This window comes from Mycobacterium sp. E3298, assembly GCF_001666895.1.
Lineage (GTDB): Bacteria > Actinomycetota > Actinomycetes > Mycobacteriales > Mycobacteriaceae > Mycobacterium.
In genome coordinates this window covers 1-2,902 of the sequence record NZ_LZJB01000532.1, presented here as the reverse complement: position 1 = coordinate 2,902, position 2,902 = coordinate 1, and the positions used below count along the sequence as shown (strand labels likewise).

The following is a 2,902-nucleotide window of genomic DNA, read 5'->3' as shown; positions in this document are numbered from 1 at the left end:
CGCTGCCCTCGCGGGTGTTCGCCTGGCTGGCGCTGGTGTTCGGCGTCGGGTTCTCCATGCTGGCTTTGGTGACGCGGCGCTGGGCGCTGGCCTGGATCGCGCTGGCGGGTTCGGCGCTCGCCGGGGCGGCCGGGTTGTTGGCCATCTGGTCGCGCCAGACCGTCGCCGCGGGGCACCCGGGCCCCGGGGTGGGGTTGATCGCGGCGTGGATCGTCGTCCTGACGCTGACCTACCAGTGGGCGCGGGTCGTATGGTCGCGAACGATCGTGCAGCTCGCGGCCGAGGAGCAGCGGCGCCGGGTCGCGGCGCAGCAGCAGTCGAAGACGCTGCTGGAGAGCCTCAACGACGAGCCCGACAGCCCGGACCGGGCGCCCCGGGATCCCGACGCCTAGGGCTTACGCGTCAACGCCTCGGCGGCCGCCTGTGCCCACTGCCGCCACTGCTCGGCGTTGGCCCTGGCCTCCTCGGCCTCTTTCGTGCGGCCCGCCGCGGCGGCCTTCTCCGCCTGCTGCTCGTATTGCTCGGCGCGGACGCGGAACTGCTCGGCGCGGGCCTGCGCCTGGGGATCCGACCAATCGGCCTCGCCCGCGTCACGCACCCTCTTCTCGACGGCACGCAGCCGGCGCTCCAGTTCGGCGGACCGCTCCCGCGGCACCTTGCCGATGGCGTCCCACTTCTCGGCGATCGAGCGCAGCGCCGCCCGGGCCGCGTCGTGGTTGCCGGTGTCGATCTTCTCCGCCTCGGCCAGCAGCGCCTCCTTGGCCGTGGCATTGGCCCGCAGTTCGGCGTCCTTCTCGGCCGTCGCCGCGTTGCGCGCCGTGAAGAACACGTCCTGGGCGGCCTTGAACCTCCGCCACAGCGCGTCGTCGACGTCCCGGGCGGCCCGCCCCGCCGCCTTCCACTCGGTGAGCAGCTTGCGGAATTCGGCGCTGGTGGCGGTCCAGTCCGTCGAATCGGACAACGCCTCCGCGCGTTCGCAGAGTCGCTCCTTGGCCTGCCGGACGCCCATGCGTTCGCGGTCCAGCTCGGCGAAGTGGGACCCCCGCCGCCGGTTGAACGCCTCGCGGGCCGCCGAATAGCGCTTCCACAGCGCGTCGTCGACCTTCCGGTCCAGACCGCTGATGGTCTTCCACTCGTCGAGGATGGCCCGCAGCCGGTCACCGGCGGCCTTCCACTGCGTCGAGTTCGCGGCCAGCTCCTCGGCCTCGGCGGCCAGCGCCTCCTTGCGCGCGGTCTGGGCGGCGCGATGCTCGTCGCGCCGGGAGCGCTCCTCGGCGACGGCGGTCTCGACCTGGTCGATGAGGCTGGCCAACCGGCCGGCGAGCGCGTCGACGTCGCCGAGCACGGCAGCCGTCGGCAACGTTTCGGCCAGCTCCGAGGCGTGGGCCTTGATCTTGCGGGCGTCCCCGGTTCCCGCCGCGAGCCGCTCCTCCATGAGCGTGACCTCGGTGCTCAGGTCGTCGAAGCGGCGACCGAAGTGGGCGAAGGCGGCTTCGCGGTCCCCGGCCTGCCACGAGCCGACGATGCGCTCGCCGGCCGCGGTGATCAGCCAGACCGTGCCGTCATCATCGACGCGCCCGAACTGATGCGGGTTGCTGCGTGGCGGCGCCGGAATCGGGTGGACGACGGGCCGCGGCGCCGCGCTCGCCGGCCGTGGCCCGGGACGCGGTCCCGGGCGTGGCACCGGGCGTGAAACCGGTTGGGGCACCGGCCCGGCCGGGTCCGGTCCCTGGGGTTCGTCAGCCGTCATGCGCTCGTCACCTACCCTTCGCGCGGTCGGAACTCCGCGCACCTGCCGCGCGTAGCGGCACCGTCTGCATCACCTGCGGGGCGGCGCTCGTGGCCTTCCCAACAGCTGCTTAACAGTATTCAAGCAGCTTGTCGGCGCGTCCGCCGCCACCTCAGATCTTGCCGTTCGAGATGCATCGGCGCAGGCGCATCAGGTATCACAGTTGTCCGTAACCCCGACTCGGACGGAGAAACCATGGACAAGGCGGACATCGCCGCTTTGCTCGCGCTGGCGTCCGCGCTCTGCGTCGCGATCGGCGACGTGCTGCAGCAGCGGGCGACCCACCGGATCGCCGACCCGTCGATCGGGCAGCTCCAACTCGTCCGCAAGCTGCTCGGCAACAGGCGGTGGCGGTGGGGCGCCGTGCTGCTCGTGGTCAGCATCGTGTTGCAGGCGGCCGCCCTTGACCAGGGGTCGGTGTTGCTGGTGCAGGCGTTGCTCGTCCTCTCGCTGCTGTTCGCGTTGCCCATCAGCGCCCGGCTCGCCGAGCGCGCCGTAACGGCCCGGGAGTGGGCCTGGGCCGTGGTGCTGACCGCCGCGGTGACCGTGATCGTCACGGTCGGCAACCCGCGGGCGGGCCACTCGACCGCGCCGCTGCGGACGTGGGCCATCGTGGCGGGGGTGCTGGCCCCGCTGCTCCTCGGGTGCGTGGTGGCCGCGCGCGTCTGGGGCGGTGCCCTGGCCGCCGCGCTGCTCGCCTTCGTCTCCGGTTCCCTCTGGGCCGTCTTCGCGGTGCTGGCCAAGGGAGTGGTGCATCGGCTCGGCGACGGCGGGTGGGCGGTGGTCCGGACACCCGAGCTTTACGCGTGGCTGCTGATCGCGGTGGCGGGATTCGCCTGGGAGCAGTCGGCGTTTCGTGCCGGCGCCCTGACCGCCTCGATGCCGACGCTGGAGGTGTCCCAGCCGGTCGTGGCGGCGGCGCTGGGCGTCGCCGTCCTCGGCGAGACGCTCGACACCGGTCGCGGAGGAATGCTGGCGCTGGCGGCCGCGGCGCTGGTGATGGCGGCGGCCACCGTCGAACTCGCGCGCGGCGACGCCTCCGCGACGCAGGACAGGATTGCGGCCGGGTTGCCGAACGCCGCAGCGCAACCGGCTTAGCGACGCCGCGGTTAA

The 2,902-nt window shown here is 73.0% G+C and carries 2 protein-coding genes and 1 pseudogene; 2 read left to right on the top strand and 1 reads right to left on the bottom strand.

The genetic code is table 11. The features are described 5' to 3' along the window. Positions 1 to 392 (top strand): annotated as a pseudogene (locus tag A9X05_RS24495) (hypothetical protein); the annotation flags it as partial. Here A9X05_RS24495 and A9X05_RS24490 read toward each other — a convergent pair. After that, complete coding sequence (locus A9X05_RS24490; RefSeq protein ID WP_067784572.1) at positions 389 to 1,750, bottom strand: DUF349 domain-containing protein; 1,362 nt, start codon at positions 1,748 to 1,750, stop codon at positions 389 to 391. The pseudogene A9X05_RS24495 and the gene A9X05_RS24490 overlap by 4 nt on opposite strands. 234 nt (positions 1,751 to 1,984) lie before the next feature. Between A9X05_RS24490 and A9X05_RS24485 the strand changes: the two genes are divergently transcribed. Beyond that, positions 1,985 to 2,887, top strand: a complete 903-nt coding sequence (locus tag A9X05_RS24485) for a DMT family transporter (protein ID WP_067784569.1) — start codon at positions 1,985 to 1,987, stop codon at positions 2,885 to 2,887. The last annotated feature ends 15 nt before the right edge of the window (positions 2,888 to 2,902 follow it).

What these genes read in the sequence shown, in the direction of transcription:
- A9X05_RS24490 (WP_067784572.1), bottom strand. Translation starts at nt 1,750, where the DNA reads ATGACGGCTGACGAACCCCAGGGACCGGACCCGGCCGGGCCGGTGCCC.
- A9X05_RS24485 (WP_067784569.1), top strand. Translation starts at nt 1,985, where the DNA reads ATGGACAAGGCGGACATCGCCGCTTTGCTCGCGCTGGCGTCCGCGCTC.